Origin of the sequence: Aeromonas sp. 600276, from assembly GCF_049175815.1 — a bacterium.
Taxonomy (GTDB): domain Bacteria; phylum Pseudomonadota; class Gammaproteobacteria; order Enterobacterales; family Aeromonadaceae; genus Aeromonas; species Aeromonas dhakensis.
Genome location: NZ_JAAKVU010000018.1, coordinates 57,295 through 83,940, shown reverse-complemented (window position 1 = coordinate 83,940; position 26,646 = coordinate 57,295). Strand labels below are relative to the sequence as shown.

General features: G+C 63.8%; 28 protein-coding genes. 11 read left to right on the top strand and 17 right to left on the bottom strand.

All coding sequences use genetic code 11. From position 1 onward, the window contains the following. The first annotated feature begins 49 nt into the window (after positions 1–49). The 3 genes from G5134_RS17280 to G5134_RS17270 are packed head-to-tail and all read left to right on the top strand — an operon-like array spanning position 50 to position 3,538. Entirely contained in the window at positions 50–1,330 is a 1,281-nt protein-coding gene (locus G5134_RS17280) for a paraquat-inducible protein A (RefSeq protein ID WP_026142031.1), read from the top strand. Next, on the top strand, positions 1,323–2,969 hold the full coding sequence (pqiB, locus tag G5134_RS17275) for an intermembrane transport protein PqiB (RefSeq protein ID WP_005305443.1): 1,647 nt from the start codon (positions 1,323–1,325) through the stop codon (positions 2,967–2,969). Before G5134_RS17280 ends, pqiB begins: the two co-directional genes overlap by 8 nt. Next, a complete protein-coding gene (locus tag G5134_RS17270) occupies positions 2,969–3,538 on the top strand; it encodes a PqiC family protein (RefSeq protein WP_005305440.1) in 570 nt (189 codons plus the stop codon). The genes pqiB and G5134_RS17270 overlap by 1 nt, the downstream gene beginning before the upstream one ends. Before the next feature lie 85 nt (positions 3,539–3,623). Here the strand turns inward: G5134_RS17270 and ompA are convergent, their stop codons facing one another. Then, positions 3,624–4,682: a porin OmpA gene (gene ompA, locus G5134_RS17265; RefSeq protein ID WP_270827709.1), complete on the bottom strand. Its 1,059-nt coding sequence runs from the start codon at positions 4,680–4,682 to the stop codon at positions 3,624–3,626. A gap of 232 nt (positions 4,683–4,914) precedes the next feature. Here ompA and G5134_RS17260 point away from each other — a divergent pair, with 232 nt between their 5' ends. Beyond that, the gene (locus tag G5134_RS17260; protein ID WP_214454673.1) at positions 4,915–5,649 is read left to right on the top strand and encodes a substrate-binding periplasmic protein; all 735 of its coding nucleotides are present in this window, start codon (positions 4,915–4,917) and stop codon (positions 5,647–5,649) included. A 61-nt stretch (positions 5,650–5,710) separates the two neighbouring features. Here G5134_RS17260 and G5134_RS17255 read toward each other — a convergent pair whose 3' ends face one another. Then, on the bottom strand, positions 5,711–6,727 hold the full coding sequence (locus tag G5134_RS17255; RefSeq protein WP_005305430.1) for an SGNH/GDSL hydrolase family protein: 1,017 nt from the start codon (positions 6,725–6,727) through the stop codon (positions 5,711–5,713). A 237-nt stretch (positions 6,728–6,964) separates the two neighbouring features. Between G5134_RS17255 and G5134_RS17250 the strand changes: the two genes are divergently transcribed. Then, complete coding sequence (locus G5134_RS17250; protein ID WP_024944710.1) at positions 6,965–7,345, top strand: YgiW/YdeI family stress tolerance OB fold protein; 381 nt, start codon at positions 6,965–6,967, stop codon at positions 7,343–7,345. 68 nt (positions 7,346–7,413) lie between these two features. On the opposite strand, the gene mltC is transcribed toward G5134_RS17250, so the two are convergent. From mltC to exeA, 5 genes are all read right to left on the bottom strand, one after another. Then, positions 7,414–8,514, bottom strand: a complete 1,101-nt coding sequence (gene mltC / locus G5134_RS17245; RefSeq protein ID WP_005305423.1) for a membrane-bound lytic murein transglycosylase MltC — start codon at positions 8,512–8,514, stop codon at positions 7,414–7,416. 93 nt (positions 8,515–8,607) lie between these two features. Beyond that, a complete protein-coding gene (locus G5134_RS17240; RefSeq protein WP_005305420.1) occupies positions 8,608–8,880 on the bottom strand; it encodes an oxidative damage protection protein in 273 nt (90 codons plus the stop codon). A gap of 8 nt (positions 8,881–8,888) precedes the next feature. Then, complete coding sequence (gene mutY, locus G5134_RS17235; RefSeq protein ID WP_042006194.1) at positions 8,889–9,950, bottom strand: A/G-specific adenine glycosylase; 1,062 nt, start codon at positions 9,948–9,950, stop codon at positions 8,889–8,891. 183 nt (positions 9,951–10,133) lie between these two features. Beyond that, positions 10,134–10,817, bottom strand: a complete 684-nt coding sequence (gene exeB, locus G5134_RS17230; RefSeq protein ID WP_019839016.1) for a GspB family T2SS assembly factor variant ExeB — start codon at positions 10,815–10,817, stop codon at positions 10,134–10,136. Further along, positions 10,817–12,460: a type II secretion system protein ExeA gene (exeA, locus tag G5134_RS17225; RefSeq protein ID WP_268037566.1), complete on the bottom strand. Its 1,644-nt coding sequence runs from the start codon at positions 12,458–12,460 to the stop codon at positions 10,817–10,819. The genes exeB and exeA overlap by 1 nt, the downstream gene beginning before the upstream one ends. Before the next feature lie 271 nt (positions 12,461–12,731). On the opposite strand from exeA, the gene G5134_RS17220 reads away from it, so the two are divergent. Further along, positions 12,732–13,970: a multifunctional CCA addition/repair protein gene (locus tag G5134_RS17220; protein WP_017765382.1), complete on the top strand. Its 1,239-nt coding sequence runs from the start codon at positions 12,732–12,734 to the stop codon at positions 13,968–13,970. Positions 13,971–14,057: 87 nt separating this feature from the next. Here the strand turns inward: G5134_RS17220 and G5134_RS17215 are convergent, their stop codons facing one another. From G5134_RS17215 to G5134_RS17200, 4 genes are all read right to left on the bottom strand, one after another. Further along, positions 14,058–14,936 (bottom strand): hypothetical protein, encoded by an 879-nt coding sequence (locus G5134_RS17215; RefSeq protein ID WP_226009903.1) that lies wholly within the window; start codon positions 14,934–14,936, stop codon positions 14,058–14,060. A gap of 73 nt (positions 14,937–15,009) precedes the next feature. Beyond that, the gene (locus G5134_RS17210) at positions 15,010–15,924 is read right to left on the bottom strand and encodes a hypothetical protein (protein WP_404813841.1); all 915 of its coding nucleotides are present in this window, start codon (positions 15,922–15,924) and stop codon (positions 15,010–15,012) included. 100 nt (positions 15,925–16,024) lie between these two features. Then, on the bottom strand, positions 16,025–16,714 hold the full coding sequence (locus G5134_RS17205; RefSeq protein WP_017765379.1) for an LrgB family protein: 690 nt from the start codon (positions 16,712–16,714) through the stop codon (positions 16,025–16,027). Continuing rightward, positions 16,707–17,108, bottom strand: a complete 402-nt coding sequence (locus G5134_RS17200; RefSeq protein WP_005305385.1) for a CidA/LrgA family protein — start codon at positions 17,106–17,108, stop codon at positions 16,707–16,709. The genes G5134_RS17205 and G5134_RS17200 overlap by 8 nt, the downstream gene beginning before the upstream one ends. Positions 17,109–17,235: 127 nt before the next feature. Here G5134_RS17200 and G5134_RS17195 point away from each other — a divergent pair, with 127 nt between their 5' ends. Then, positions 17,236–18,111 carry a LysR family transcriptional regulator gene (locus G5134_RS17195; protein ID WP_017782498.1) on the top strand — a complete coding sequence of 292 codons (876 nt, stop codon included), beginning with the start codon at positions 17,236–17,238 and terminating at the stop codon, positions 18,109–18,111. 6 nt (positions 18,112–18,117) lie between these two features. Here the strand turns inward: G5134_RS17195 and G5134_RS17190 are convergent, their stop codons facing one another. Next, positions 18,118–18,996: a hypothetical protein gene (locus tag G5134_RS17190; protein WP_226009324.1), complete on the bottom strand. Its 879-nt coding sequence runs from the start codon at positions 18,994–18,996 to the stop codon at positions 18,118–18,120. Between the two features lie 54 nt (positions 18,997–19,050). After that, the gene (locus G5134_RS17185) at positions 19,051–20,487 is read right to left on the bottom strand and encodes a PLP-dependent aminotransferase family protein (RefSeq protein ID WP_226009325.1); all 1,437 of its coding nucleotides are present in this window, start codon (positions 20,485–20,487) and stop codon (positions 19,051–19,053) included. A gap of 128 nt (positions 20,488–20,615) precedes the next feature. Here G5134_RS17185 and G5134_RS17180 point away from each other — a divergent pair, with 128 nt between their 5' ends. The 3 genes from G5134_RS17180 to G5134_RS17170 are packed head-to-tail and all read left to right on the top strand — an operon-like array spanning position 20,616 to position 22,262. Beyond that, positions 20,616–21,083 (top strand): OsmC family protein, encoded by a 468-nt coding sequence (locus G5134_RS17180; RefSeq protein WP_065018738.1) that lies wholly within the window; start codon positions 20,616–20,618, stop codon positions 21,081–21,083. Positions 21,084–21,100: 17 nt separating this feature from the next. Then, positions 21,101–21,538 carry a rhodanese-like domain-containing protein gene (locus G5134_RS17175; protein WP_378014200.1) on the top strand — a complete coding sequence of 146 codons (438 nt, stop codon included), beginning with the start codon at positions 21,101–21,103 and terminating at the stop codon, positions 21,536–21,538. Further along, on the top strand, positions 21,528–22,262 hold the full coding sequence (locus G5134_RS17170) for a GNAT family N-acetyltransferase (protein WP_378014201.1): 735 nt from the start codon (positions 21,528–21,530) through the stop codon (positions 22,260–22,262). Before G5134_RS17175 ends, G5134_RS17170 begins: the two co-directional genes overlap by 11 nt. A 46-nt stretch (positions 22,263–22,308) precedes the next feature. Here the strand turns inward: G5134_RS17170 and ybaK are convergent, their stop codons facing one another. The 3 genes from ybaK to G5134_RS17155 all read right to left on the bottom strand — a co-directional run bounded on the left by ybaK (position 22,309) and on the right by G5134_RS17155 (position 24,895). Next, entirely contained in the window at positions 22,309–22,779 is a 471-nt protein-coding gene (gene ybaK / locus G5134_RS17165) for a Cys-tRNA(Pro) deacylase (RefSeq protein ID WP_005305363.1), read from the bottom strand. A gap of 145 nt (positions 22,780–22,924) precedes the next feature. Then, complete coding sequence (locus tag G5134_RS17160) at positions 22,925–24,190, bottom strand: inorganic phosphate transporter (RefSeq protein WP_421232092.1); 1,266 nt, start codon at positions 24,188–24,190, stop codon at positions 22,925–22,927. A 24-nt stretch (positions 24,191–24,214) separates the two neighbouring features. Then, complete coding sequence (locus G5134_RS17155) at positions 24,215–24,895, bottom strand: TIGR00153 family protein (RefSeq protein WP_005305357.1); 681 nt, start codon at positions 24,893–24,895, stop codon at positions 24,215–24,217. Positions 24,896–25,064: 169 nt separating this feature from the next. On the opposite strand from G5134_RS17155, the gene G5134_RS17150 reads away from it, so the two are divergent. Continuing rightward, the gene (locus G5134_RS17150; protein WP_226009326.1) at positions 25,065–26,027 is read left to right on the top strand and encodes an inorganic triphosphatase; all 963 of its coding nucleotides are present in this window, start codon (positions 25,065–25,067) and stop codon (positions 26,025–26,027) included. 100 nt (positions 26,028–26,127) lie between these two features. Here the strand turns inward: G5134_RS17150 and G5134_RS17145 are convergent, their stop codons facing one another. After that, positions 26,128–26,595, bottom strand: a complete 468-nt coding sequence (locus tag G5134_RS17145) for an energy transducer TonB (RefSeq protein ID WP_010636033.1) — start codon at positions 26,593–26,595, stop codon at positions 26,128–26,130. Between the last annotated feature and the right edge of the window lie 51 nt (positions 26,596–26,646).

The following is a 26,646-nucleotide window of genomic DNA, read 5'->3' as shown; positions in this document are numbered from 1 at the left end:
ATAATTGGCGGTTCTGGCCCCGTGGCGGGCCTCATGCTGGGGTTTCATCTTGCATCCGGTTTCACACCAACATCAACCCACCTATACCCATGACGCCACCGCGTGCGAAGAGTGCGACCTGCTGGTGCCGGCCACCACGCTGGCCGTGGGGGAGGCGAGCAGCTGTCCGCGCTGCGGCCATACCCTGAGCCGCCATCTGCCGGAGCAGGAGCGCAGGCCCATCGCCTACGGCTTTGCGGCCATCATCATGTTCGTGCTCTCCAACGCCTTTACCTTCATGTCCTTCTCCGCCAAGGGGGTGGGGCAGGAGATGACCTTCCTGCAGTGCATCACCACCCTAGTGGATCAGGGTTACCTGTTCCTCGGGGCCGTGCTGAGCCTGACCCTCATCGGCCTGCCACTGGTCTACATGGGCTCCATCATGCTGGTGCTGTGGCGGGTCGACAAAGATCTGCACAGCAATGCCCTGCGCTCTCTCGGTCGGCTGCTGTGCCGGATCAAGCCCTGGCTGATGGTGGATGTCTTCCTCATCGGGGTGCTCATCTCCCTGGTCAAACTGATGGGGATGGCCGACATCAAGATGGGGTTGTCGTTCTGGGCCTTCGTCGGTTACACCCTGCTGCTGATCAAGATGATCTCGTCGCTGGACCGGATGTGGCTGTGGCAGCGGCTGTTCGGGCCGAGCGAGCCGCATGGGGTGACGGTGGATGACGACGAGGCCAGCGCCATGAGCGCCGGCCTGGTGGGTTGCCACATCTGCGGCGCCCTGAGCGAAGCCGGTGCCCACAGCTGCAAACGCTGCGGCGAGCATCTGCACAGCCGCAAGCCGGGTGGGCTGAACCGTACCTGGGCCCTGCTCTTTACCTCCATCATCCTCTACGTGCCGGCCAACCTTTATCCCATCATGGATACCGTCTTCCTCGGGGATGACAGCCCCTCCACCATTCTGGGCGGGGTGCTGGTGCTGTGGGCCATGGGCTCCTATCCCATCGCGGCGGTGATCTTCTTCGCCAGCGTGGTAGTGCCGCTGGTGAAGATCCTGGCGCTGTTGTGGCTCTGCTACATGGTGCAGCGCGGGCAGGGCACCTCGCCGCTCGGCAAGCTCAAGCTTTATCGCATGACTGAATTTGTGGGGCGCTGGTCGATGATCGACGTCTTCGTGGTGGCCATCCTGGCGGGTCTGATCCGGCTCGACAACCTGATGACCATCTATCCGGGCCCTGCGGCCGTCGCTTTTGCAGGTGTGGTGCTGGTGACCATGGTGGCAGCCATGAGTTTCGATTCCCGCCTGATCTGGGATTTACAACAAGGAGAACGCGAACGTGAGTGAGCGTAAGAAGAGGTGGAAACCTGGCTCGGACTTTCTGAGCTCGGCCGCCGCAATCTGGATGGTGCCGCTGCTGGCGCTGTTCATCGGGATCTGGATGCTGTTCCAGCACTGGTATTCGCAAGGTCCCAGCTTCACCCTGACGGTGGCAACGGCCGAAGGCATAGTGGCGGGCAAGACCATGATCCGCTCCCGCGAGGTGGAGGTGGGTCGCATCGAGGCGGTGGAGCTCAGCGATGACTACAGCCACGCGGTGCTGAAGGCCCGTCTGACCAACGCCGCCGCCGGCATGCTCAAGAAGGACAGCCAGTTCTGGGTGGTCAAGCCGCGGGTGGGACGCGAAGGGGTGTCGGGCCTCGGCACCCTGCTCTCCGGCGCCTATATCGAGCTGGCCCCCGGCAAGAAGGGCAAGGCGCGCGATGAGTACGCCATGCTGGACAAGCCGCCACTGGCCTCGCAGGACGCCAAGGGGTTGCGACTATCGCTGAGCAGCCGGGATACCCGGGCGCTCGGGGTGGGTTCGCCCATCAACTACCAGGGCTTCACCATAGGCCAGGTGGAAGAGGCTAAGTTCCTGCCCGAGAAGAGCGAGATGCAGTACCAGATCTTCATCAACGCCCCCTATGACGTGTTGGTGAGCAGCAACTCCCGCTTCTGGATGACCCCGGGCTTCGAAGTTTCCATGAGCAGCGAGGGGATGAAGGTGAAGATGGATTCGCTGGAGAGCCTGCTGGATGGCGGCATCACCATGGGGCTGCCCCCAGGCTGGGCCCCCGGCGAGCCGGTCAAGCAGATGGACGACTTCACCCTGTTCCAGGATCAGGCCAGCGTGCTGGCCGGTAGCCTGGACCAGTTCATCGACTACGTGTTCCTGTTCGAGGACAGCGTCGGTGGCCTGCACCCGGGCGCGGCGGTGGAGTATCGCGGCATCCGGGTCGGTACCGTCATCTCGGCGCCCTATCTCATCGACGAGAAAGGGGTGCAGATGTTCCAGAGCCGGCAGATCCCGGTGCTGGCGCGGATCGAGGTGCAGCGTCTCTCCCACCGCTATGCCAACGCGGAGAAGGAGCAGTGGCGCGCCCTGTTTGGCAAGCAGTTCAAGGAGGGGTTGCGGGCGACGCTCAAGACCTCCAGCCTGCTGACCGGGGGCAAGGTGGTGGATCTGAACTTCTACCCCGATGCGCCCAAGTTCCAGCCCACCAAGCTGGCGGGCTATCAGGTATTCCCGACCGTGCAGGCAGGGCTCGACCAGATCGAACGCAAGGTGAACCAGATCCTCGACAAGTTCGTCGACATGGACACCGCCCAGACCCTGAACCAGGTCAACCACACCCTGGCGACCCTGGATCAGACCCTGAAGAACGTCAGTGCGCTGAGTGCCAACCTGAACAAGTTCACCGGTCAGAGCGCGACCCAGCAGTTGCCGGCGTCCCTCAACGACAGCCTGAAACAGCTGCAGAGCACGCTGCAGGAGTATGATGCCAACTCCCAGACCAACCAGGATCTGCGGCAGTCGGTGCAGTCGCTCAACCAGCTGATGCGCGAGTTGCAGCCGTTGGTACATTCGCTCAACGAACAGCCGAGCTCGTTGATTTTCGATCGGGCTCGTCCCCGTGATCCCGAGCCCAAGCGAGGTCAATGATGAAGAAACGGATGATGACGCTGGCCTTGCTGGGCCTGCTGGCGGGTTGCAGCGCGGCACCGACGCAGTTGCACTACTACTCCCTCGACGCCGAGGCGCAGCAACCGGCCGCCGTGGTGGCGCAGCCGCAGCATCAACTGGTGCTCAAACCTGTCTCTCTGTCCGGCCAGCTGGATCGGATGAGCCTGGTCTATCAGCTGGAGGGCAAGGAGCTGCACTTCGCCGAGTACCATCGCTGGGCGGGGTCGCTGGATGCCCAGCTCGATCAGCTGACCCTGAACGGTCTCTCCAGCCGCTTGCCGGGCTGGGTGGTGCGGCAGGATGGAGCCCGCAAGGGGCCGGTGCTGACCATCTCGGTGGAGCGCTTCCAGGGCCGCCACGATGGTCGCGCCGTGCTGAGCGGCCGCTGGCGCCTGCTGACCGAAGAGGGCACTGTCCTGCGTGACGTCCCCTTCCAGCAGGTGCGGGTGCTGCCTGCCGACGGCTACGGCACTCTGGTGAGCGAGCTGGGGGCTGGCTGGCAGCAACTGCTCAACCAGATTGCGGCCGAGGTGCGCAAGAGTGCCTGACGCTGTACCGATGCACTGACTCAAAATGAAACGGGAGGCCTTGGCCTCCCGTTTTTCATTCGTGGCCGTCAGCCACGCTTGAGGATCACTGCTGAACTTCCGAGATCCCTTCGACCTTGACCTCGACCCGGCGATCCGGGGCCAGGCAGACGATCAGCTCGCGCTTGGACTTGCTGGTGCAGCTGTCGCCGGTGACCGGATTGCCCTTGCCGCGCCCTTCCACGTTGACCTTGTCTGCCGGCAGCCCCTTGCCGACCAGGTAGTCGGCGACGGTCCGGGCACGCTGTTCGGAGAGCTTCTGGTTGTAGGCATCGGAACCGATGCGGTCGGTGTAGCCGATCACGGTGGCGACGCCATCCTTGGGTCTGGCCTGCTCGATCTGGCTGTAGAGGTTATCCAGCGCCTGACCACCGGCCGGCTTGAGGGTCGCCTTGTTGAAGTCGAACAGCACGTCCGAGCTCAGGGTGAACTGCTTGTCGACCATCACGGGTTCGGGGGCCGGAGCCGGCATCGGCGCCGCCACCACGGGGGCGACCTGGCCGAAGCGATAGACCACGGCGACCGCCAACAGGCCGTTGTCGAGTTCGACCCCGGTCTTGTCGAGCGAGTTGTCGCCGAGCGGGGTGGTGTATTGGTACTCGAGGCGGGCGGCCCAGTCACGGTTGAAGGCGTATTCCGCCCCCAACGCCCCGACAAAGGCGGCGCCGTTGTCATTGTCGAACTGCTTGCTGTCGGTCCAGGCGTAAGCGCCACCGAGGCGGGTATAGAGATCCAGGCTGTCACTGACCGGCATGCCGATCTTCATGGTGAGCTGGGCCAGCTGGGCTTTTATCTCGTCCCGGCCGATGTCGGTGGGGTCCAGCTTGTCGGTCGCAGTGTATTTGTACTTGCCGAGCCAGTCGTAACCCAGTTCGAAGCCCAGGTTCTGGTTGACCTGATAGCCGAGGAAGGCGCCGGCGCCGACATCGTTCTTGTCCTCTTCGCTGATGGCGTAGTTGTCCTTGATATCCTGGTTGTGATCGACGCCATAGAAGTTGGACCAACCCAGCTTGGCACCGCCATACCAGGTGTTGTCCTGTCCGGCTGCCTGGGCGTTGGCCGCAAGCAAGCCTGAAACCAGCAAGGTAATCAGTGTTTTATTCATGTTGAGCCTCTGCAATTTCATATTGTTGAGGGGAGGTTGACGAGGTCGCCTCTCCTTATGGGTCGGGCTTATAGCACAGCCACAACAGAGTAAGGGTAGTCGCTTTCCCCGGGTTCTCAAGCAACTGATATAAAACATAATGTGATTTTCATCGCCGCAATTTGCCGCCGTGATTTGCGCTCTGCCTAGGGGGCGCAATAGTTAATCGAGGCGGGTCTGCAGCGAGGTGAGCATGAACATCAGGTGGATATGGCTGTGCTGGGCGTTATGGCTGGTGCCGGGCTGGGCGGCCGAGACCCTGCAGGTGGTGACCGAAGACTATGCCCCCTACAACTATCTGGAAGAGGCCGAGGTCAAGGGGCTGGGCACCGAGGTGGTGGAGGCCATGCTGGAAGAGGCCGGCTTCGAATACAGCCTGGACATCTACCCCTGGGCGCGGGCCATCTCGTTGGCGCGCAGCCGTCCCAACGTGCTCATCTACAGCATCAGCCGCTTCCCAGAACGGGAGGCGCAGTTCCAGTGGATCGGGGCGATAGCGCAGATCAATTTTCACGTATTCGCCCTGGCCAAGCGGGACGATATCAAGCCCTTTAGCCAGCTGTCGCAGGCGCGGGCCTGGTCCATCGGCACGGTGCGCAACGACGCGCTGGAGCAGTACCTCATCAGCCGCAATTTTTCCAACCTGCAGCGCAACAACAACCATGAAGCCAATCTGCTCAAACTGTTGATGGGGCGCATCGATCTCTGGCCGGTGTCGCAGGAGACGGCCTACTACTATGCACGCCAGGCGGGCTATGGGCCGTCCACCCTCAAGATAGTGCATGACATCGAGGATTTTACCGGGGGGGATCTCTACGTGGCGGCGAGTCTGAAGACGCCACCCGAGGTGGTCAAGCGGCTGCAGGAGGCGCTGGCCACCATCAAGCAGAACGGCATCTACGACGGCATCGTGAAGCGCTACCGCTGAGCCGTGCTGGCCTGTGAGGGCTGCGCAACAAAAAGGGCCGACTGTCGTCGGCCCTTTGTCATCAGTGGGCGAGGAACTCGTACTGAGCCTCGATGAAGGCACCGGCCCGCTCGCTCAGGGCGGCGTGCACGACAGTGGTGGGGTGAACCTGATCCCAGAACATCTTGCCTTCGCAGTCGAGGGTGCTGGCGCTGCGACGTACCATGGGGCTGGCCACGGCCTGGGCCAGCAGCGGGTTGCCGGCGATGGCGAGGCGTTCCTGCGGGTTGAAGGCGGAGAGGCTGCTGTCGCTGGCGACACTGGTGGCACTGCGGGAGGCAAACGGCTTCCACACATAGCCACCGCCGTAGCAGGCGTTCTCGGTGTCGCTCAGACCGAAGTTCTGCGGCTCGCGCAGCATCTCGGCGAACTGCTTGTCGATCTCGAACAGCTTGACGATGCCGGTGGGGGCCAGCTGGCGTGCCAGGTTCAGCAGCAGCTGGTTGTGGTAGGCGGAGACATGGCTGGCCGCCTCGACCACCTTCTGGCTGCGGGCCGAGGGGTTCTGACCCAGATCCGGCAGGTTGAACAGCAGAATCTGCTTGGCGCCATTCAATACCATGCGGTTGGCCGCATCGCTGATGGCGTCGCGCACCCGCTTGGCATCCTGCTCGGTGTTCCAGCCATAGGCCAGGTAGTCGTTGGCGCCGACCCAGAGGATCACCAGATCATCGGGTTTGAAGCTGTCCTTTTGCAGGAACTGGGTCACCTCGTAATCCAGGTTGTTGATGACCTGATACTTGGGATTCCAGGAGATCTTGTTGTAGGCCACCGCGGTGGCGCCCCCTTCCGCCTCGTTGGCGATGGTCAGCCCCGGGAACTGCCGGGTCAGCTGCTCCAGCCAGACCGGCCCGTTGGAGAAGCGGCCCTGATAGTAGGGAGGGCTGGAGGGGAGATAACCGCGCATCTTGCTGTACATCTTGCCGGTATCGGAGAGGCTGTCGCCAAACATCACGATCCGGGAGAAGGCGGGACGACTATCGGCTGCCTGAACTGTCAGCGCGAAGAGTCCCAGTAAACACACAAACCATTTCTTCATCTTGTTGTTCTCATTGATTGGAAGCAGGTGGTGCCTGCAGGCTGTTCCTCGATAGGCAAAGGTGCTGGGAAGCTGTTTTGCCATTTTGCAGGGTATAAGGCCGAATTTTATTTCGCAGCAGTGCGGGCTGATTAAATCGATTACGGTCACATCCCCTTCACCCAGATGGGGAGGCTTCACGTTTGTTTCACGCCCCGGCAGGCAGACTGCACCCGTACCCAATGACAGGAGCATGAAATGAACAAGGCAAGCGTAATTGGTCTGTTGACCCTGATGTCCATCTCTTCTTTCGCCATGGCGGCCTATACCGGCCCGCAGGAGCAGAACAAGGTGTCCGTCGCGCAGTTGAAGGATCTGGCCGATGACAGTTGGGCCACCCTGGAAGGGAAGCTGGTCAAGCACCTGGGCGGCGAGAACTACCTGTTCCGCGACGCCAGTGGCGAGGTGGAAGTGGAAGTGGATCAGGATGTGTGGCGCGGCACCGAGGTGGGCCCGGACGATCTGATCCGCATCCGTGGCGAGGTGGACCACAGCTGGAACAAGACCGAAGTGGAAGTGGAGAGCCTGGAGAAGGTAGGCGCCGCCCCGCAGAGCAAGGGTGGTTTCATCGCCAAATAAGGGCTGGCTCCGCACGCCAGACGTAACAAGGGCGCCTCCATGGAGGCGCCCTTTTGCTGTTGGTCTGCTTAGCCGGTGCGGGCCAGCGTGCGTTTGAACCCCTTCTCGGCCTGATTGACCTTGTAGAGATAGCGGCGGGCTTCCGCCTTGGGGTGCTGCTCGGTCAGGATCTGGTAGACCGCCTCGGGCGAGAGCTGGTTGATCATGCCGGGCGCCGCCTTGCGGTCGCTGGAGAAGGTGTTGAGCACCCCGCCGGCACCGCCGTTGTAGGCCGAGATGACGGCGTAGCGACGCGAGCGCGGATCCTGGATATCCACCAGATAGACGGTCTGCAGCAGGTGCAGGTAGGCGGTGCCCACGTCTATGTTGTAGGCCGGGTTGAACAGGTCCTCCCGGGTCGGCTGGCCGCTCTTGCCCTTGACCCGCACGTAGACGTCCCGCCCGGCGGTGGCCGGGATCACCTGCATCAGGCCGTAGGCGTTGGCATGGCTGACCGCATAGGGGTTGAAGCTGCTCTCGGTCTTGATCACCGCGTAGATCAGGCTCTCCGCCACCCCGTACTTGCGGGAGGCTTCCCGGATCAGGCTGGCGTACTTGTAGCCCCGCCGGTCCTCGTGGTTGGCCACCATGGGGATGTCGACGAAGAAGATGGTACGGATGCCGAGGGTGCGCTTCTTCATCGCCGTGTTGAGCAGGTAGTCGGCATAGCGCTCGGCACGCCAGTCGAAGCGGATCGGCTGGCCCTGGTTGTCCAGCACCTGACCGTAGAGGAAGGGCTCGCCGCCGGGCAGGATCTCTGCGTCGGAGTAAAGATCCACTTCCGCCGGATCGTCCGGGGTGAGCAGGGTTTCGATGATGGCGCGGCGCAGATGGGAGCGCGGGTCGATGCCGGAGACGGTCTCGACCATGATGTGGCCGCTGGAGAAATCGATGTGGGCCCGGCTCTTGTATTGATCCGTGTATTTGACGTAGTCAAACTTGCCCGCAAACAGCGCCTCACGCCCCCAAATCTCGTTCACGTTGTGGGAGAGCGCGCTGATCATGTGTTCAAAGCCGCGGATGTCCTTGCCGTTGACGAGATCGTCATCCTCGTTGCCATTGGGCTTGGGGGAGGATGAGCAGGCAGAGAGAAACAGCAGGGTGCACAGCAGCCAGAAAATTCGGCCCATAGAGTCCTCAAACTGGGCGGCGGGCCGCCCGTCACTTCCGTCGTTGCCGTGAGTCGACGGGGCCGACCTGCGCAGGCCGGCCCCGTTCACGGGTTATTTGCTGGGCGGGGTATAACCGTCGATGGCCACTTCACCCGCTTCGAACAGGTAGTTCACCATCTCTTTCTCCAGCAGCTGGCGATGCTCGAGGTTCATCATGTTCAACTTCTTCTCGTTGATCAGCATCACCTGCTTCTTCTGCCACTCAGTCCAGGCTTCCTTGCTGATGTTGTCAAAAATGCGCTTGCCGAGTTCACCGGGGTAGAGCTGGAAATCGAGACCCGGGCCCTCTTTTTTCAGGCGCTGGCAAAATACGGTACGGCTCATGTTGACCTCTATGGTTGTAAGTCCGGATAGGCGAGCAGACGGGCCGTGGCGGCCGCCAGACCCACCTCTGCAGGATGGCGTAAGTTATACCAGAGTCGGTTATCCGCTTCCATGAGCAGGGGGGCCGGCGGCGCGTCGGTTTCGATCAGCATGGGCCGGATATCGAGGTGAAAGTGGCTGAAAGTATGGCGAAAACCGGCCAGTTCGCGGGGTTCGCTGCCGGTCAGGCCGAGGCGCTGCAACAGCCCAGCCACCTCGGCGTCCGACTCCACCTGGGGGAAGCAGTAGAGCCCGCCCCAGATCCCCTGCGGCGGCCGCTTCTCCAGCAGCAGCTGATCGCCGTGGCGGATGAGCAGCATGATGCCGGTACGGGCCGGGATGCTCTTCTTGGGCTTGCTGTTGGGGTAGGCGGTGGGGTTGCCCTGCGACAGCCCCTGGCAATCCTCCCGTACCGGGCAGCGCTCGCAAGCTGGCTTGCTGCGGGTGCAGACGGTGGCCCCCATGTCCATCATGGCCTGGTTGTAGTGGGCCACCCCGAGCTTGGGGGTGAGGCGGATGGCCAGCTCCCACAGATCGTTCTCCACCTGTTTCTGACCGGGCCAGCCGGGCAGGGCCAGCCAGCGGGTGAGTACCCGCTTCACGTTGCCATCCAGGATGGCGTGGGGCTGGCCAAGGGAGAGGGAGAGCACGGCACCCGCGGTGGAGCGGCCGATCCCCGGCAGCGCCATCACCTCCTCCAGCCGCTCCGGGAAGAGGCCGCCATGGAGGTCGCGGATCTGCTGGGCCGCCTTGTGCAGGTTGCGGGCGCGGGCGTAATAGCCGAGCCCGGTCCAGTGGTGCAGCACCTCGTCGATGGGGGCATCGGCCAGTGCCAGCACGTCGGGAAAGCGGGCCATGAAGCGCTGATAGTAGGGAATGACCGTAGCGACCTGGGTCTGCTGCAGCATGATTTCCGAGACCCAGACCCGGTAGGGGGTCTTCTCCTGTTGCCAGGGCAGGGTCTTGCGACCGTGGAGCTGATACCAGTCCAGGATCCTGGTGGCGAAGGTCGCGTTATCTGAGTTGTTCACATTATGCTCATATTATTGATTTAAAACTAAATTGACTAACGTGTAGCGGTCTTGGCACTGATACCAGTGCAACGCCCGGTTGGCGAAGGTGGTGTTGCTCGGACTGCTCACTTTGTTCTCATGTCATTGATTAAAAAGGGGAGCTCTCAGGCTCCCTCTTGAAATGGCGGTGGTATGCGCGGTTTAGCCGCGCCAGTCCTGCAGCGCCTTGAGGCTGGCATTCTGCCCACCTACCTGCAGGATGATGTAATCCTGGGCGATGGCGAGCAGGGTGACGCCGGGGGCGACTTCGCTCCCTTCCCGGTAGGTGCGCCCGTTCAACCTCACGGCCCGGTTGGCCGGGTTGGAGGAGAAGACGTGGGCGCCGTAGGCCAGCGGCGGTACCTGTTGGCGGAGCGCCTGCGGCAGAGCGCTGAGCGGCGTGGCCTGCAGCTCGGCCGGCACCTGCGGCGGCGCGCCCTGTTCCCGCAGCGGAGTGTTGTTGAGGGCATTGAGGATGCGCTCGGCCAGCCCCTGGCTGCTGTCGGCGGGCGCCGGTGCGGGCTGGGCATCGGCCTTGGGGGTGATCACGGGCTCGGGCGGCGGCGGTGGCAGCGGCCGGGTGATCATCGGTTTGGGCTCGACCCGTACGAAGGGCGGGGTCACCACCTCCTTCACCTCCACCGTCTTCTCGATGGGGCGGTTGTTGAGCAGGTGCCAGCCATAGTTGGCGGCAGCCCCCATCACCAGCGCCAGCGGGGCCAGCAGCCACCAGATCCAACGCCTGGGTTGTTCCTCATCCTGGCTGACCGGCAGCCCCATCGCCGGAATGTGCGGGGTGAACTGGGGCTGATCGGCCCGCCGCAGCGCCTTGAGCAGGGTGGACATCAGGAAGCCTCCTCCGACAGTGTGTTGATGGCATCATCCTCTGCCGGATCCAGCTTGGCCGGCTTGCTGGCCCGCTGGGCGTCATCCTCCAGCTTCGGCATGGGTTCGCCGGCCATCACGTTGAGGCGCAGCAGGGTGTTGCTGCCGGCGATGCCGTCCGGCGTCAGCCCCTGCTCGCGCTGGAACTGCTGCAGCTTGGTCTTGAGCTCGGCATCGAAGCGACGGACCTTGCGATCCGGCTGCTGCAGGGCCCGGCTGAGGGCGTTGTCGAGCCACTGCACCTGGCTGGGGCCTGCGTTGTTGCCGATCAGGGTGACGCCGCCCTTGGGCATGCGCCACAGCAGGGTGTAGCTGCCACCCCAGTAATCGCTCAGCCACTGCCGGTCCACCTGCCAGCTCTGGTTGCCGATGAGCAGATTGGCCTTGTCGGGGCCGAGGTTGACCAGGGTGGCGTAATAGGTGCCGCCGGTCTCGTCGGTCAGGCTGACGAGGGCGGGATACTGCAGGGCCTGCAGATCGGCCAGGGAGGCCTCGCCCTCCTGGCAACGCAGGCCGGCGCGCGGCGCGTTGTCGCAGGTGGCCTCTTCCAGTTCGGTCTGGTAGCCCCATACCTTGTAGAGATTCTGCATGGCGCTGTCCGGCTCCAGCGCCTGGTTGATGGCGCGGGTCAGCTGCTCCTGCTGCTCCGGGGTGTCGTCCACCTTGACCGGCACCTCCACCGTGACCACCGGACGGGTCGGGAAGACCCCGAAGAACTGCCAGCCCCACCAGCCGGTGGCCACCAGCAAGGCGCCAACCAGCGCCACCATCAGGCCGGACTGCCAGGTGCCCTCGTCACGGATGCCGCTCACTTCGAAGGCCGCCAGGCTGATGTCGCCGTGCACTATCTTGTGGCTGCCGCGGGCGAAGGCGGCGATCAGGGCGCGGTCGCAGATGAGGTTGATGAGGCGCGGAATACCGCCGGAGAGGCGGTGCAGGGTCTGGATAGCTTTGGGGGTGAAGATGGGCTGCACGCAGCCGGCCACCTGCAGACGAAAGCGGACATAGGCGTCCACGTCCTGGCAGGAGAGCGGCAGCAGGTGGTAGCGGGCGGTGATGCGTTGAGCCAGCTGGCGCAGCAGGGGCTGGCGCAGCATCTGCTGCAGCTCGGGCTGGCCGATGAGCACCACCTGCAGCAGCTTCTTCTCGTCGGTCTCCAGGTTGGTGAGCAGGCGCAGCTGTTCCAGCACGCCGGGCAGCAGGTGCTGGGCTTCGTCCACCAGTACCACGCTGCGCTTGCCTGCCGCCAGATTGGCCAGCAGGTGATCGCGGATAAGGTCGAACAACTGCTTGAGGCCGGCATCCTGGTCATAGCCCAGCTGGAACTCGTCGCAGATGGCCGCCAGCAGATCTCGTTCGGTCAGGGATGGATTGAGGATGTAGGCGATCTCGGTCTCTGCCGGCAACTGCTGCAACAGGCAGCGGGAGACGGTGGTCTTGCCGGTGCCCACTTCCCCGGTCAGCAGCACGAAGCCGCCCCCATCCTGCAACCCGTAGTTGAGGTGGGCGAGGGCTTCCCCGTGCCGTTCACTCATGTAGAGGTATTTGGGATTGGGCGAGATGGAGAACGGGTGCTCCGACAGACCGAAGAACTGTGTGTACATAAGGATCCATTCCGTTGTTATGGGCGGCAGGTTAAAGCCTCCCCCAAGGGATGTCAAAGACCCGGATGCCATAAGGGGGGCCAGCGCGCACCCTGATCTCCCGGTGGGGAAATCAGGGCTGCGGCCATGGCGGCTGGCGGTGGGAAAAAGGGCCTGTGAGTATCTAGGGCGCCCCGCCAACCGGGCTCGCATGGCATCGATGTCGGGCCGGGAATAGTCTCCATCGGTCAAACCGGTATAATCGGGACAGGTTTATCAAGGGAGACAGAGCTTGCAGACTTATCTGGTTGGGGGCGCGGTGCGGGATCGCCTGCTGGGATTGCCGCAGGGGGACAGGGATCACCTGGTGGTCGGGGCGACCGTGGAACAGATGCTGGCGCTGGGTTTTACCCAGGTGGGCCGCGACTTTCCCGTGTTTCTGCACCCCAAGACCCAGCAGGAGTACGCGCTGGCCCGCACCGAGCGCAAGCAGGGGCAGGGTTACACCGGCTTCGTCTGCCACGCCTCGCCGGAGGTGACGCTGGAGCAGGATCTGCTGCGCCGGGATCTCACCGTCAACGCCATCGCCGAAGATGAGGCGGGGCAACTGCACGATCCCTATGGCGGCATCGAGGATCTGAAACAACGGGTGTTGCGCCATGTCTCCCCCGCCTTTGCCGAAGATCCGTTGCGCATCCTGCGGGTGGCCCGCTTCGCCGCCCGCTTCCACGCCCAGGGTTTCGTGGTGGCCCCCGAGACGCTGGCGCTGATGCGCGAGATGACCGAGGCTGGCGAGCTGGCCCACCTGACCCCTGAGCGGGTGTGGAAGGAGCTGGAGAAGGTACTGCTGGGGCCGACCCCGCAGGTGTTCTTCGAGGTGCTGCGCGAGTGCGGCGCCCTGGCCGCCCTGTTCCCCGAGCTGGACGCCCTGTTCGGGGTGCCGGCCCCCGCCAAGTGGCACCCGGAGATCGATACCGGCATCCACACCATGATGGTGCTGGCGCAGGCCTGCCGTCTCTCCCCCGAGCTGGCGGTGCGCTTCGCGGCGCTGTGCCACGACTTTGGCAAGGGGCTGACCCCGCCGGAGTTCTGGCCGAGCCACCACGGTCACGGCCAGAAGGGGCTGCCGCTCATCCGCGACTTCTGCGAGCGCTTCCGGGTACCGAACGAGTGTCGTGACCTGGCCCTGCTGGTGAGCGACCTGCACACCCATATCCACATCGCCTTCGAGCTCAAGCCCGCGACCCTGCTCAAGGTGTTCGACAAGGCCGACGCCTGGCGCAGGCCCGAGCGCTTCGCCCAGCTGCTGGACGCCTGCCGGGCCGACTTTCACGGCCGCACCGGCTTCGAGGAGCGGGTCTATGCCGAACCCGACTATGTGGCGCAGGCGCTGGCGGCAGCCCAGGCGGTGCCGGTGAAGGAGATAGTGGCGGCCGGCTTCAAGGGGGAGGCTATTCGCGAGCAGCTGGCCAAGCGCCGGCTCGACGCCATCAGCCGGGTGCGCGACGAGTGGACCTTCCTCGAGGATTGACGAGGCATGGAGACGAGGCATGGACAAAAAAGCCCGGGTCAGTGACCCGGGCTTTTTCATGGTTGCGCCAGCATGGCGGATGGCCGCCTAGTCACCGGGACCGAATCGCTCATGCACCGGGTCGTAGAAGTAGGCCTGGTAGTTGAAGTCGATCCCCTTGATGTAGGGATTCTCCAGCCGGAACAGCCGGCGGGTATTGAGGTGGGCGAAGCTGAGGGAGGGCTTGAATGCCTTCAGCCAGAGCGCCTGCAGGGAGCCGTCGCGCCAGGCGGCCTTGAGCCCCTGCTGCACCCGGTCGATGGCCTGCCGGTTGCCGTTGTGGGTGAAGAAGACCCGAGGCAGGGGATAGTAGATGGCCAGGCTCTCATCCATCATCAGCCCTTCCACTTCTTTGTGGTTCAGCTTTTCCTGAGGCAACTCGTTGATACCGCGGCAGAAAAGATCGAAACGACCGCGCGCCACCATCTTGAACAACTGCTCGTAGCCCTCCACCTCCAGCACCTTGAAGCCGGCCCGGCGCAGGATCTCTACATCGAGCCAGCCCTTGCCCTGGCCGATGTCGAAGCGCTTCAGCTCATCCAGGCTGGTGGCCTTGGCAACCTCATCCTTACGGGTGGGGCTGACGAAGCAGATGCGGTAGCTGACGATGCCGATATGGATGGGAAAGCGTACGTAGTCGATGCCGCTCATGTCCCGATCGGCGCGATAGCTGTCCATGGCGAACAGGTTGGGGTAGTGGTTGAAGCGCAGGCTGACCCACATCCTGGCCAGGGTCATGGGAGGGGCGGCCTGCATCCGGTAGTCGCCATGGCTGGCACGGGTCTTCTCCAGCGCCAGGCGCAGGAGCTCGCGATCATAGGTGCTTCTGGGATCGTGCTCGCTCTCCGGGCTCATGTAGGTGAACAGGGTCGGGCCGGCCAGCACGGGCATGGCCGTCAGCAGGGCGAGCAGCGGGGTCCAGTGCATCATGCGCTCCTGTGAAAAGCAGAGACTCTTCTGAGTGTAGTGACTCTCCCGGCCGTGAGCGGCAGAGGCGGGGTCAGGGTTTGCCGGTGGCGGGCTCGCCCGGTCCGAAGCGCTGGGTGAGGGGATCGTAAAGATAGGGGTGGTAATCGAAGTCGAGTCCCTGCAGCAGGGGGTTGTCCAGTCTGAACAGTTGCCGCTGGTCGAGCCTGGCAAACGCCAGCGCCGGCTGGTAGGTCTTGAGCCAGAGCGCCTGCAGTGAGCCATCTTGCCAGGCCAGCTGCAGGCCGGCCCGGATCCGGCGCAGGGCATGCTGGTTCTCCTTGTGGCTGTAGAAGAGGTGGACGAAGGGGTAGTAGAGCGCCAGATGCTGGTCGACCATCAGCGGCCCCAGATCCTTGTGGGTATCCAGCTCGCTCAGCAGTTCGTTGGCACCCCGGCAGAAGAGGTCAACCCGGCCGCGCACCACCAGCTTGAACAACCGCTCGTAGCCCTCGACCTCCTGCACCTTGAAGCCGGCGGCGCGCAGTATGTCGGCGTCCTGCCAGCCGCGGCCCTGGCCATGGGTGAACTGCTGCAGATCGCTGAGGGTGCGCACCTGGGCCACGGCTTGCTGCTGCTTGGGGCTGACGAAGCAGATGCGATAGCCGAGGATGCCGAGATCCACCGGGAAGCGGACATAGTCGAGGTCGTGGCTCCCCTCCGGGCGCGGGAAACTGTCGATGGCCAGCAGGTTGGGGTAGAGGTTGTATTGCAGCACCTGGCGCAGCCGGGTCCGGCTCATGGACGGGGCCGGGCGCAGTTCGTAATCGCCGAAGCTGTCGCGGGTCTTCTCCAGCGCCAGCTGCAGCAGCTGCTGGCCGTAGAGGGAACGCAAATCCCGGTCACTCTCCGGGCTGACATAGGTCACTATGTCCGCGGCCGGCAGCAGGGGGGAGAAGAGCAGACTGCCGGCCAGCAGCCCCAGGATCATCGTTCTGTGGTTCATCATACCGCTCACTACTGTCACATTGAGTTGAGTGTAGCGGTTGATGGCGTCAGGACGGGCTCTCCGGCGCCGGAACCTGCGGCCTTGACCTGCCGCGGGATCGCTACCAGAACAGCTGACCCAGCAGAGGCGCCAGCAGCACGGTCACCATGCCGGCTATCATCATCACCATGCTGGAGACCACCCCCTCCTCGTTGCCCATCTGATAGGCCTTGGCGGTGCCGGCGCCGTGGGCCGAGGCGCCAAAGCCCGCCCCCTTGCCGAGCCGGCTGCGAATGGCCAGCAGGGTGAGCACGCTCTCTCCCACCGCCATGCCGATGACGCCGGTCAGCACCACGAACAGCGCGGTGAGATCGCTCTGACCGCCGATGGCGCGGGTCGCCTCCACCGCGAAGGGGGTGGTGATGGAGCGCATCGCCAGACTGCGCTGCAGCATGTCGGAGAGATCAAGCCAGCGGGCCAGCAGCACGGTACTGCCCACCGCCATGATGACGGAGGCGACCACCCCCACCGACAGCGACAGCCAGTGGCGGCGAATGAGCCGGCGGTTCTCGTAGACCGGCACCGCGAAGGCCACGGTGGCCGGCCCCAGCAGCCAGAGCAGCCAGTGGGATTCGGCCATGTAGTCCTGATAGGGGATGTGAAACAGCATGACGACCGCCACCAGCAGGGTCGGCGCCAGCAGCAGCGGCATCAGCGGCAGGATGCGCTTCTTGCCGTAGAGCCATTTGCTGGCGTAGTAGAAGAGCAGGGTCAGGGCGAAGCAGAGCAGGCCGAGCAGGGTATCAGACATGGCGACGACTCCGGCGGGCCAGTTTCAACTCGAGGCGGTAGACCCTGTCCACCACCAGCGCCGTGGTGCCGAGCACCAGGGTAGTGCTCACCAGCAGCACCACCATGATGCGCCACCCCTCCTGCAGCAGCAGCTCCTGATAGTTGACCACCGCCACCACGGCGGGGACGAAGAACAGCAGCATCTCCGCCAGCAGCCAGCGGGCGCCGGCTTCAAACCACTGGGCCTTGACCACCCCGAGCAGGATGCAGGCCAACAGCAACAGCATGCCGGTGAGGTTGGCAGGCAGCGGCAGGTGGAGGGTGCGCACCGCGGTATCGGCCAGCAGCCAGATGGCCGCCAGCAACAGGATCTGGAAGGGGGTTTGTAACCAGCGAAGGGAGAGGGCTTTCATGATATGGGTCTTTCTGTGAACTTGCTCACAGTATAGAGATGGGTTAAACCTGCAAAAAATGAATTAAAATTATCAAAATCATGCCAAAGAGGCATGATTTGGTTTTGCCATCCGCCAGGAGATCGTCATGGACATCCGCGCCCTGCGTTACTTTGTCGAACTGGTGCGGGAACAGAGCTTCACCCGCGCCTCCGAGAAACTGTTCGTTACCCAGCCCACCATCAGCAAGATGATCCGCAACATGGAAGAGGAGCTGGGTCAGCCCCTGCTGAGCCGCGCGGGGCGCCGCTTCACCCTGACCGACAGCGGCCGGGTGCTGTTCAACCGGGCCCAGACCATCCTGGCCGAAATGCAGCAGCTGGAGGCGGAACTCGCCGATCTGCAGAGCCTGCAATTTGGCCGGCTGGCCCTTGGCATTCCGCCCATGGTGGGTCACGTCTATGCGGATCTGATCCGCGCCTATCGCAGCCGCTACCCCAAGGTCGAGCTATCCATTGTCGAGTACGGTGGCCGGCGCATCGAGCAGGCGGTGCTGGAAGGGGAGCTGGATCTCGCCATCACCATGCTGCCGACCAGGGAGGAGGGGGCTTTGAGCGTCCTGGAGCTGGACCAGTACCCCATTCAGGTGGTGCTGCCCGATCTGCCGCGCTGGCGGGATTGCGGCGAGATCCGGCTGGAGGCGCTGCGGGACGAGCCCTTTCTGCTCTACACCCAGGCCTTCACCCTGAGCGAGCGGCTGGAACAGGCGTGCCGGGCGGCCGGTTTCGAGCCCCAGGTGGCGGCGCGCAGCAGCCAGTGGGACTTTCTCACCGCCATGGTGCGCAGCGGCATGGGGGTCGCCTTCCTGCCCGAGCCCATCTGCCGCCGGCTGACGCCGGACGGCTTGGTGCTGAGGCCGCTGGTGCCGGAGCTGAGCTGGCGGCTCGGGGTGATATGGCCGAGCGAGCGCTATCTCTCCCGCACCGCCGAGGCCTGGCTGGCGCTCTGCCGCGAGCAGGGCTGAGCCTCATCAGGGTTTGCCGAAGCGATCCGTCGCCGGGTTGTAGAAGTAGTGCTGGTAATCGAAGTTGATGCCCTTGAGGAAAGGGTTCTCCAGCTTCAGCATCCGCCTTTGCTTGAGCCCGGCGAAGGCGATGGCGGGACCGAAACTGCGGCGCCACAAGGCTTGCAGCGAACCATCCTGCCAGGCTTGCTGCAGCCCCGTCTCCACCCGTCTCATGGCCTCGCCGTTGGCGGCATTGGTATAGAAGACCCTGGGTAGCGGATAGTAGAGCAGCAGGGAGTTGTCCATCTTCAACCCCTTGATCTCCTTGTGGGTCAGCAGTTCGCTGCGCAACTCGCTCGCCCCGCGGCACAGGAGATCGAAGCGGCCGCGAGCCACCATCTTGAACAGCATCTCGTAGCCGTCGACCTCCACCACCTTGAGGCCTGCATGGCGCAGTATCTCCACGTCCAGCCAGCCCTTGCCCTGACCGAAGCTGAAGCGACGCAACCCCTCGAGGTCGTGCACCTGTGCTATGGCTGCCTGTTGGCCTGGGCTGACGAAACAGATGCGGTAGCTGACGATGCCGAGATGGACAGGAAAGCGGACATAGGCCAGCCCTTTCTCGTCCCGCGCGCTGCTGTAGCTGTCCATGGCGAACAGGTTGGTAAAGCTGTTGAGCTCCAGACTGAGCCGGACCCGAGCCTTGGTCATGGGCGGCGCTGGTTGCAGCTCATAATCGCCAAAGGTGTCGCGGGTCTTGTCGAGGGCGAGGCGGAGCAGCTCCCTGTCATAGGTCATGCGCGGGTCCTTCTCGCTCTCCGGGCTGATATAGGTAAAGCGGGTCGCCGCCAGCGACGTGGAGGAGAGGAAGAGGGAGAGAAGCAGGAACAGGAGTCTATACATCCAGGCTAGGCTCTATGATTTTGTTTCATCCATTATAGTTCGGCCCCCAGCCGTTCAGGCGTGCCGGTCGCTTGCCAGCAGGCTGCCCAGCCGGCGGCAGAGGTGGCGCAGGGTCTGGTTGTCGAGGGAGGCAAAGCCAAGCAGCCACCCCTCCTGCGTCGGCGGGCCCAGGTAGAACTGGCCGAGGGGGCGCAGCCCCAGCCCCTCGGCGTTGGCGGCCTCTGTCCAGCGCGCCTCGCCGCCGGGGGACAGCCGTACGGCGCACTGCAGGCCGGCCCCGCCGTGGATGGGGGTGAGGGCGGGGCAGTGGCTGGCCAGCTCGGCCAGCAGCAGATCGCGGCGGCTCTGATAGACCAACCTGCTCTGGCGCAGGTGGGTGGCGAAGTGGCCGGCGCGGATGAAGTCGGCAGTGACCGCCTGCAGCAGCTGGTTGCTGTGGCCGTCAACCGCGGCCCGGGCCCGGCAGAAGGACTCCATCAGTGGCCTGGGCAGCACCAGGTAGGCGAGGCGCAGCGAGCCGAACAGCACCTTGCTGAAGGTGCCCACGTAGAGCACCCGCCCCTGGCCATCCAGCCCCTGCAGGGCGGGGAGCGGCCGCTGATCGTACTGGTACTCGCCGTCGTAGTCGTCCTCCAGGATCCAGGCGCCGTGCCGCTCGGCCTCGGCCAGCAGCGCCATCCGCCGCGGCAGGCTCATGGGCACGCCGAGCGGATACTGGTGGGCCGGCGTGGTGTAGATGAGCCGCGGCGCCGGGTGATCCCCCTGTGGGTTGAGCCCCTCTTCATCCACCGGCACCGGGTGCACCCGGGCGCCGGCACTCTCCATGGCGGTGCGGGCCCCGGGGTAGCCGGGGTCCTCCACCCAGACGGTATCGCCGGCATCGATCAGCAGCTGGGTCGCCAGCAGAATCCCCTGCTGGGAGCTGGTGAGGATCAGGATCTGATCCGGCTCGCACACCACGCCGCGCGACTGCACCAGATAGCTGCTGATGGCGCCGCGCAGCGCCTCCAGCCCCTGCGGATCCCCGTAGTTCATCCAGTCACCGGCGTGCCGGCGCCACTGCTGCTGCATCAGCCGGCCCCACAGGGCCTGGGGGAAGAGGCGGGGATCCGGCTGGCTGGAGGCAAAGGAGCGGCCCACCTCGGGCACATCGTGGCAGGCGCCGCTGTCGGCCATCTCCTGACCTCGGCGCGACAGACCGGCCGCCGACTGGGGCGGGCGCGGAGTCGGGGAGACCGCCGCCAGCGCCACGAAGCTACCAGCCCCCACCTTGCGCACCAGATAGCCCTCCGCCTCCAGCCGGCCATAGGCCAGCTCCACCGTGCTGCGAGAGACCCCCAGATCGGCGGCCAGCATGCGGCTGGCGGGCAGCCGGCTGTGCTGGGGAAGGTGGCCGGCCAGCATGGCCGAACGCAGGGTGCGCACCAGCTGTTCGTGCAGCGGCAGATCGCTGGCTTGCTGGGTGGCAAACAGGGTGGGCAGGGCAGGCATGGGGATCTCCCGGGCGCTAATTGGTCTGCTCATATTGGCAAAATTGGTCGGCGTGGCAAGGCCATTATGTCGCTACATTGAGGCTCAAGGTTCGGGATCCACAACTATTGGCAATGAAAGGAGTCTGCATGTCGGAGTACAGCGCCACCATCAGCTGGCAGCGGGGGGAGCACGAGCCCTTCGTCGATCAACGCTACAGCCGGGCCCACTGGTGGGAGTTCGACGGCGGCGTCAGGGTGCCGGCGTCCTCATCCCCCCACGTGGTGCCGCTGCCCTGGTCGGTGGCCGAGCACGTCGATCCGGAAGAGGCCTTCGTCGCGGCCATCTCCAGCTGTCACATGCTCACCTTTCTCTGGCTGGCGGCCAGGGCGGGCTATCGGGTGGAGAGCTACCGGGACGAGGCGGTGGGCATCATGGAGGCCAATGCCCACGCTCGTCAGGCCATCAGCCGGGTCACCTTGCAGCCGCTGGTGCAGTTTGGCGGCGAACGCCAGCCGGATCTGGCCGCGCTGGAGCAGTTGCACCACCAGGCCCACGAGGAGTGTTTCATCGCCAACTCGGTCACCACAGTCATCACCACCCGGATCCGGGTGTGAGCACAAGGAGCGTCACTATGAGTCATGTATTGAGCAGCGGGCTGGCCAGCGCCGAACAGGCCCGCCTCTTCTTCGAGGCCCAGCTGGCCTTTCGCACCGATCCGGCGGATCTGGCCGCCGATCTGCTGGCCGGGGAAGAGCGGATCGTGGTCATCGACACCCGCTCTGCCGGTCACTACGCCGAGGGGCACATCCCCGGTGCCATCAGCTTTCCCCACGCCACCATGAACCCGGCCACCACGGCAGTACTGGCGCGGGACAAGGTCTATGTCTGCTATTGCGACGGCATCGGCTGCAACGGCTCGACCCGTGGCGCCTGCAAGCTGGCGGCGCTCGGCTTTCAGGTCAAGGAGCTGATCGGTGGGCTGCACTGGTGGCGGCAGGACGGTTTTGCGGTCGCTACTGGTAGCGAACCGGGCGTGCTGCAAACGGGAGGGATTGCCTGTGGCTGCTGATATCCATCTGAACGAGTTCGACCAGCCGGTCGGAGCGCCGCTGCCCGACTGGCGGGGCGCCGAGTTTCCGCCCCGCCGCACGCTCAACGGCTGGGGCTGTCGGCTGGAGCCGTTGGAACCCGAGCGTCACGGCCCCGGCCTGTGGCAGGCTTTCAGTGCCGACAACGGGGCCATGTGGACCTATCTGACCACAGGCCCTTACGCAGAGGAGGCGGACATGCTGGTCTGGCTGCAAGAGTGCGCCGCCAAGACAGACCCCCAGTTCTACACCATCTTCGACGAGCATGGCGAACAGCCGCTGGGGCTGGCCAGCTACCTGCGCATCGACCCTCTGGCCGGCAGCATAGAGGTGGGCTGGCTGCACTTTTCCCCCGCCCTGCAGCGCTCAAGGCTGGCGACGGCGGCCATGGCGCTGATGATGGCCAATGCCTTCGCCCTCGGCTACCGGCGTTACGAATGGAAGTGTAATGCCTTGAACAAGCCCTCCTGGCAGGCGGCGCTGAGACTCGGTTTCAGCTATGAGGGGACCTTTCGCCAGAACCGGGTGGACAAGGGACGGACGCGGGACACCGCCTGGTTCTCGGTGATCGACCGTGAGTGGCCGGCGCTGCAGGATTGCTTTGCACGCTGGCTGGCGCCCGACAACTTCGATGAGCGCGGCAGGCAGCGGTTGCGGTTGTCCGAACTGACCACCGCTTGTCGTGCCGATGGCCAGTTGCCGTGACAAGACAAACGAGGCCCCGCTCGCGGGGCCTCTGTCGTTTCAGGCGTTATTCATGGTGCTCGCCGATGGGGGCGGCAATCCACTTCATCAGGCGCAGCATGTCAGCGGGGGCTACCCCGACCGAGAGGCCGCGCTTGCCGCCGCTCACCAGGATCTCGTCAAACTGCATGGCCGAGTCGTCGAGCACGGTGGGCAGCAGCTTCTTCTGGGCCAGCGGGCTGATGCCACCCACCTTGTAGCCGGTCAGCTTCTCGGCCTCCGCCGGTTTCATCATCTCCACCTTCTTGAGACCGGTGGCCTTGGCCAGCTGCTTGAGGCTGCACAGGCCGGATGAGGGGACGATGGCCACCACCGCCTGCTTGTCGTGATGGGCGATCAGGGTCTTGAACACCTGGGCTTCCGGCAGGCCGAGCTGGGTCGCGGCATGCTTGCCGAAGTCGTCGTGGGCTTCGCACTCGTAGGGGTAGAGCTTGTGGGGGATCTTGAGCTTTTTCAGCAGGTTGATGGCTGGTGTCATGATGAGAGCCTTGAGTCGAAACAAGGCCAAACAGTCTGCGCCTGCTGGGCGGGTGATGCAAGCAGCCTGCGTTGACAGGGAGGGATTAGGGGAGAGAGACAAAAAAGCCCGGGTCAATGACCCGGGCTCTTCACTGCGGTGTGCCTCAGGAGAAGCAGATCTGCAGCACGTAGAAGATGGCGATGGCCAGGATGGCACCCGCAGGCAATGTGATGACCCAGGAGACCACTATGTTGCGCAGCACGCCCAGGTTCAGGGCCGCGATACCGCGGGCCAGACCCACGCCCATGACAGCACCGACCAGAGTCTGGGTGGTGGAGATGGGCAGGCCGGTACCGGAGGCGATCACCACGGTGGCGGCGGTGGCCAGCTGGGCGGCGAAGCCACGGCTCGGGGTCAGGTGGGTGATGCCGGTGCCGACGGTCGCCATCACCTTCTCGCCCATGGTGGCCAGACCGATCACGATGCCGATGCCGCCGAGCGGCAGGATCCACCAGGCGATGTGGGAGCTGCCGCCGATCTCGCCGCCGGCCGCCACGATGGAGGCGACCGCAGAGAGCGGACCGATGGCGTTGGCCACGTCGTTGGAGCCGTGGGCAAAGGCCATGGCACAGGCGGTGATGATCATCAGGATGCCGAACACCTTCTCCACGTTGGCGAAGTGCATCTTGCTGTCATCCTGCGGGTTGTACTGCTGGCCACGAATGTAGATCCAGCCGGCAAAGGCCACCGCGATGGAGATGGCGATGGAGAGCAGGATGCCCTCGCCATCGCTCAGGTGCAGACCAACGTGGGTCAGCCCCTTCTTGATGGTGACCAGGCAGATCACCAGCGCGGTCAGGAACATGTAGAAGGGGACGTAGCGCTTGGCGTTGTTGAGGGGATCATCGGTGTTGAAGATGAGCTTCTGCACGCTGATGAACATGAAGTAGGCGATGACGCCGGAGATGGCCGGAGTGACCACCCAGGAGCCGACGATGCCACCGAACTTGCTCCACTGCACCGCTTCCGGGCCCACGCTCACCATGGCGAAGCCGACGATGGCGCCGATGATGGAGTGGGTGGTGGAGACAGGCCAGCCGAAGTAGGAGGCCAGGATCAACCAGGCGCCGGCGGCCAGCAGGGAGGCTATCATGCCGAGCACCAGCAGATCCGGAGTGGCGGCAAAGGCGTTGCTGTCGATGATGCCGTTGCGGATGGTGGCGGTGACTTCACCGCCGGCCAGATAGGCACCGGCAAATTCAAAGATCATGGCGATGATGATCGCCTGACGGATGGTCAGGGATTTGGTGCCGACCGACGTGCCCATGGCGTTGGCCACGTCATTCGCACCAATGCCCCAGGCCATCAAAAAGCCGAACAAGGCCGCCACGAGCACCAGAGTGGTGCCGTAATTCGCGATAATGTCCATTCAGTGTTTTACCCAGTCAGTCGATTACGAACGAGCCAGCATCAGTTCCAGACGGGCGCCTACACGCTCGGCCTGATCTGCCAGGTCACCTACCCATTCGAGGATCTTGTAGAGGAACATAACGTCGATCGGATTGTATTTCTGCTCAACGGCTTGCAGCTGTTGGCGCAGCCCGATCTGCATGGTGTCAGTATCGTCCTCGATAAGATCCAGCTGGTGGATCATCTCGGCAACCATTTCAACTTCACGTCCTTTAAAGCCGGTTTCGAGCAGCTCATCGAGTTCTCCGATGGCTTTCTCGGCTTGGGCGGTCGCATCGATACAGCGTTTGAGATAGGCCATGAAATCGGCACGCATCTCGGAGGGGAATTCCATTTTGCGGCCAAGCATGCGGCCGGAAATATCCTTGGCACGGTTGGCGATCTTGTCCTGCTGGGTCAGCAGTTCGAGCAGGTCGGTACGGGCGACCGGCAGGAACAGACCACGGGGCAGCTTCAGACGGATTTCACGCTTGAGGATGTCCGCTTCTTTCTCCAGCTGGGCAATCTGTTGCCGGATCTTCTCGGCATCTTCCCAACGGTCTTCGGCAACGGCATCAAAGAAGGGAACCAACTGCTGGGAGCACTGGTGAACCTTGACGATATGCTTCTGCAGCGGCTTGATGGGGGACTTGGCAAAAAGCCCCAAAATAGTATTTACTGGCATGGCCAAACCTGTGTCGGTGAAAAAACACTCGATACGATTTTATGAGGGGCGCATGGTAACCGAACTGCGCCATCAATAAAACCGTGAATTAATCCTGATGTATCGCAGGCATTATATCCTCGCGCTTAGCATCACGCCCCCCAAAGTTGCCTGCCAGCCCGGAATGACTATGCAAACTGAGATCGAGATAAAGTTTTTTGTCTCCCGAGATATTCGACAGCCTTTTTTCAACCTTCTGAATTCACTGGAAATTATATCCAGCTCCCAAGCCGAGCTCGGCAATGTCTATTTTGATACGCCCGCGCTGGATTTACGCCGACTCGAAATGGGATTGCGAATTCGTCGCAGCGATGATTTTGCCGAACAGACGATTAAATGTCGGGGTCAGGTGGTGGGCGGATTGCATGCCAGACCCGAATACAATGCCCCCGTCGAGGGCGACCAGCCTGCCTTGGCCGCTTTCCCCGATGCGATCTGGCCAAGCCTGGCGGTGCGCGACGGGATCCAGGGCGAACTGGTGGCCCAGTTTCGCACCGACTTTCTGCGTCGCCACTGGCTGATCGCCTTCGAGGGGGCCGAAATCGAGCTGGCCTGGGATCAGGGGGAGATCGTCGGCGTGCTCGGCAAGAGCCCCATCGACGAGCTGGAGCTGGAGCTCAAATCTGGCGAGGCGAGCGCCCTGTTTGGCTTGGCTGAGCAGCTGGCTGGGCTGGGTGGCCTGCGCCTCGGGGCTCAGTCCAAGGCCCAGCGCGGTTATCGGCTGGCGGGGCTTGGCAAGCCGCTGGCGCTGCAGTCACTGCCCGCGGTCACCGAGCTGAGTGCTGTAGCGCGCATCACCCTGGGTCTGCAGCATTGGCAGCACCATGAACAGTTCTGGCTGGAGCAGACGGACGCCGCGCAGCAGACGCTGGCGTTGCAGCAGCTGCGCCTGGGGATGGATCTGGTTGCCGAGGCGGCCGACCTGTTGCCGAGCCCGGCCTGGCTCGACAGCCTGACCCGGCTCGGGCAGCGGCTGGCCTTGGTCGCCGGGCAGGCCGACTGGCAGCAGGCGTTGCCGGCGCTGTTTCTGCAGGCCGATTACGTGGGCCTGCAACTGGCCATCGCCGCTTGGCTGCACCGGCAAGGTGGATGAGCCGAACTGTGTCGCGCCTGCAATGCAAAAAAGGTGAGCCTGGCTCACCTTTTTCTTTGGTTGGCGATGGGCGCGTCGCCGGCAGGCAATCGAGGCCAGATCAGACCTGGGTGTAGACCAGCCCGGTGCTGCGCACCACGTCTTCCCCCTGACAGCGCTGTTCCAGTGCACTGGTGTCGCAGGGCTGGCCGTTGTGCTCGATGCAGAATTCGAAGCGGGTGCGGGATTTGACCGGAGTGTGCTGCGGGTTGGCTGCGGTGGCCTGCCATTGCCACTGCTGCAACACGGCGATGGCGGCATCGCTGAACTGTGGGTCGCTGCTCTCCAGCACCCGGATCTGCTCGGCCCGCCCCGCTGGACTAATCACGTACTCGAGGGAGCTGCAGCCGGTCTGCTCCGCCAGTATGGCCTCTCTGGGGTAGCGGGACTCCAGCCGGGTGAGCGGGCTCCACTGGGCGTTCACTTCCTTGAGATCGCTTAAGGGGAGGGAGGTCAGGTGGACGGTGTGGCTCTGCTGGCTGCAGCCGGTCAATGCGCACAGGGCGCCCAGCAAAAGAGTGGCTTTCATGTTCGCTTCCCTTCGTTATTGGTATTGCAGGCGGGCCGGGGCCCGCCGCTC

Bases quoted from the DNA above. Each gene is read 5' to 3' on its own strand.
- G5134_RS17150 (WP_226009326.1), top strand. From the start codon at position 25,065: ATGCAAACTGAGATCGAGATAAAGTTTTTTGTCTCCCGAGATATTCGA.
- G5134_RS17240 (WP_005305420.1), bottom strand. From the start codon at position 8,880: ATGAGCCGTACCGTATTTTGCCAGCGCCTGAAAAAAGAGGGCCCGGGT.
- ompA (WP_270827709.1), bottom strand. From the start codon at position 4,682: ATGAATAAAACACTGATTACCTTGCTGGTTTCAGGCTTGCTTGCGGCC.
- G5134_RS17190 (WP_226009324.1), bottom strand. From the start codon at position 18,996: ATGTATAGACTCCTGTTCCTGCTTCTCTCCCTCTTCCTCTCCTCCACG.
- G5134_RS17180 (WP_065018738.1), top strand. From the start codon at position 20,616: ATGTCGGAGTACAGCGCCACCATCAGCTGGCAGCGGGGGGAGCACGAG.
- G5134_RS17195 (WP_017782498.1), top strand. From the start codon at position 17,236: ATGGACATCCGCGCCCTGCGTTACTTTGTCGAACTGGTGCGGGAACAG.
- G5134_RS17270 (WP_005305440.1), top strand. From the start codon at position 2,969: ATGAAGAAACGGATGATGACGCTGGCCTTGCTGGGCCTGCTGGCGGGT.
- G5134_RS17215 (WP_226009903.1), bottom strand. From the start codon at position 14,936: ATGCACTGGACCCCGCTGCTCGCCCTGCTGACGGCCATGCCCGTGCTG.
- ybaK (WP_005305363.1), bottom strand. From the start codon at position 22,779: ATGACACCAGCCATCAACCTGCTGAAAAAGCTCAAGATCCCCCACAAG.
- G5134_RS17155 (WP_005305357.1), bottom strand. From the start codon at position 24,895: ATGCCAGTAAATACTATTTTGGGGCTTTTTGCCAAGTCCCCCATCAAG.
- G5134_RS17205 (WP_017765379.1), bottom strand. From the start codon at position 16,714: ATGTCTGATACCCTGCTCGGCCTGCTCTGCTTCGCCCTGACCCTGCTC.
- G5134_RS17200 (WP_005305385.1), bottom strand. From the start codon at position 17,108: ATGAAAGCCCTCTCCCTTCGCTGGTTACAAACCCCCTTCCAGATCCTG.
- G5134_RS17175 (WP_378014200.1), top strand. From the start codon at position 21,101: ATGAGTCATGTATTGAGCAGCGGGCTGGCCAGCGCCGAACAGGCCCGC.
- G5134_RS17210 (WP_404813841.1), bottom strand. From the start codon at position 15,924: ATGATGAACCACAGAACGATGATCCTGGGGCTGCTGGCCGGCAGTCTG.
- exeB (WP_019839016.1), bottom strand. From the start codon at position 10,817: ATGTCCACCCTGCTCAAGGCGCTGCGGCGGGCCGATCAGCCCCAGTTC.
- G5134_RS17185 (WP_226009325.1), bottom strand. From the start codon at position 20,487: ATGCCTGCCCTGCCCACCCTGTTTGCCACCCAGCAAGCCAGCGATCTG.
- G5134_RS17160 (WP_421232092.1), bottom strand. From the start codon at position 24,190: ATGGACATTATCGCGAATTACGGCACCACTCTGGTGCTCGTGGCGGCC.
- exeA (WP_268037566.1), bottom strand. From the start codon at position 12,460: ATGTACACACAGTTCTTCGGTCTGTCGGAGCACCCGTTCTCCATCTCG.
- G5134_RS17145 (WP_010636033.1), bottom strand. From the start codon at position 26,595: ATGAAAGCCACTCTTTTGCTGGGCGCCCTGTGCGCATTGACCGGCTGC.
- G5134_RS17255 (WP_005305430.1), bottom strand. From the start codon at position 6,727: ATGAAGAAATGGTTTGTGTGTTTACTGGGACTCTTCGCGCTGACAGTT.
- mltC (WP_005305423.1), bottom strand. From the start codon at position 8,514: ATGGGCCGAATTTTCTGGCTGCTGTGCACCCTGCTGTTTCTCTCTGCC.
- G5134_RS17250 (WP_024944710.1), top strand. From the start codon at position 6,965: ATGAACAAGGCAAGCGTAATTGGTCTGTTGACCCTGATGTCCATCTCT.
- G5134_RS17260 (WP_214454673.1), top strand. From the start codon at position 4,915: ATGAACATCAGGTGGATATGGCTGTGCTGGGCGTTATGGCTGGTGCCG.